Consider the following 2,208-nt stretch of genomic DNA (forward strand, 5'->3'; position numbering starts at 1 on the left):
AAGCGCGGCGACCCGACGGCCGCGGTGGCGGCGATGACGCGCTCGGCGGACCTGAGCCCGGACCTCCAGCAGCGCTCCCAGCGGCTGGCGGCGACCGCGTACTTCGCCGCCGAGGTCATGGGCGACCTGCGGTCGGTGTCGAGCCTGCTGAGCGATGCCCGGCGGGCGAACGCGGGCGGGGGCTCGCTGGCCGCCGCCTCCGCGGCTGCCTCACTGTTGCTGTACTCCGACGGGGACGTCATCTCCGCGTACCGGGTGATCAGCGCCGCGCTGCGGGCCCCGGATGTCGAGCCCACCGCCGACGAGGTCAACTCGGCGATCTGGATCCTGTCGCTGACCGTCGCCCTCAACGGGCGCAAGGAGATGTGGGACTCCTACCGCGAACTGGTGGACCGCTACCGCGACCTGCTGCCGGAGTCCGTGCTGATCCGCTCCGAGATCGCCACCAACCCCGCCACCGCCTCGCCCGAGGCACTGGCCACCCTCGACCGGCAGATCGCCGCCCTGGCCACCGAACGCGACCCCGGGCAGATCATCCGCGTCGCCTACGTCGCCAACGACGTGGACCGCCTCGCCGACCTGCGCGAACCACTCCTGCGGGTGTGGCGCGAAGGCAGGCAGGCGGGCGCCGTCGCCTCGGTCACCAACGCGCTGATGCTGTTGTGCGGGGAGAGCTACCTGGCCGGGCGCTGGGACGACACCATGCGCTTCGCCGAGGAGGGCCTGGAACTCGTCGAGGCCTACGGGTACCTGGAGTTCGTCTGGTACCTGAAGTACAGCAAGGCCCTGGCCGCCGCCGCACTGGGCCAACAGGACGTGGCGGAGGAGCCGTTGGAGTGGATGCTGTCCTGGTCGCTCCCGCGCCAGGCCTTCATCGTGCCGCAGCACGTGTACCGGGTGCGGACACTCGCCGCCATCGGCCGCGGCGACTACGAGACCGCGTACGCCGAGGCGGTCAGGATCAGCCCGCGCGGCGTGGAAGGCGGCACCGCCCAGCAGTTGCAGCTGTTCGTGGCCTACGACCTGGTCGAGGCGACCGTACGGACCGGCCGTACCGAACAGGCCCGGGGGTTCGTCGACGCGATGCTGCGCATGGGCATAGCGAAGATCTCCTCCCGCTGGGCGCTGCTAGTGGCGGGGGCCCAGGGGCTGGTGTCCGAGGGGGAGGCGGCGAGCGCCCACTTCGAGCGGGCCCTTGTGACGGCGCCCGAGGAGCTGTGGCCCTTCGAGCGTGCGCGGGTGCTGCTGGCGTACGGCGAGCACCTGCGCCGGGAGCGGGCCACCGTCGAGTCGCGTGTACGACTGGTCGCCGCACTGGCGTTGTTCGACCGGCTGCGGTCCGCGCCGTGGGCCGAGCGCGCCAGGAACGAGATGAGGGCCACCGGCCTGTCGCGCCGACCGGCCGACGTGAGCCAGGTCCAACTCACCCCGCAGGAGCTGCAGATCGCCACGCTCGCGGCGTCGGGACTGACGAACAAGGCGATCGGGGAACGGCTGCACCTGTCCGCGCGCACCGTCAGCGGGCACCTGTACAACGTGTTCCCCAAGCTCGGCGTCACCGCGCGCGCCGGCCTGCGCGACGCGCTCACCGCCCTGGGCGAGCAGGAGGAGCAGGACGAGCGGGACGACCGTAGCGGCAGCTGAACAGCCGAAGAGCCCGGTCGCACGCTGGTCGCGCCACCGGGCTCCCTGCCGTCGGGTCAGGCCTCGATGTCGACGACGATCTTGGCGTGGGCCGAGCCGTCCTCGACGGCCGCGTGGGCTTGGGCGACCGTGTCCAGGGTGTAGCGGCGGGGGTCCAGCAGTGGCTTGAGCAGGCCCGCGTCGGCCAGGGTGGCGGCTTCGCGCAGGATCTCGCCGTGGTGCTCGCGGCCGTTGCCGGTGAGCATGGGCAGCAGGGTGAAGACCCCGGAGTAGGTGGCGCCGCGGAAGGAGAGCGGGGCCAGGCTGTGGCTGCCCCAGCCCAGGGCGCTCAGGACGTGGCCGGTGTAATGGCGCACCGCGGCGAAGGAGTTGTCCAGGACAGTGCCGCCGACGGTGTCGAAGACGATGTCGAAGCCTTCGCCGCCGGTGTGGGCGGCGACGTACTCCTCCACCTCGGTGGTGGCGTAGTCGATCGCGGTGGCGCCGAGCCGGCGGACGGTCTGGGCGTCGGCGGCCGAGGCGGTGGCGAAGACCTCGGCGCCGCGGGCGCGGGCGATCTGCACC

General features: G+C 72.5%; 2 protein-coding genes. One reads left to right on the plus strand and one right to left on the minus strand.

What is annotated here, in order from left to right:
* Positions 1–1,644 (plus strand): helix-turn-helix transcriptional regulator (locus R6V09_RS51470; RefSeq protein WP_317888300.1); only part of this gene is annotated, 1,644 nt, incomplete at its 5' end.
* 56 nt (positions 1,645–1,700) lie between these two features.
* On the opposite strand, the gene R6V09_RS51475 is transcribed toward R6V09_RS51470, so the two are convergent.
* Positions 1,701–2,208: zinc-binding dehydrogenase (locus R6V09_RS51475; protein WP_317888301.1), on the minus strand; the 508-nt coding region annotated here is incomplete at its 5' end.

The organism is Streptomyces sp. W16 (assembly GCF_033194735.1).
Lineage (GTDB): Bacteria > Actinomycetota > Actinomycetes > Streptomycetales > Streptomycetaceae > Streptomyces.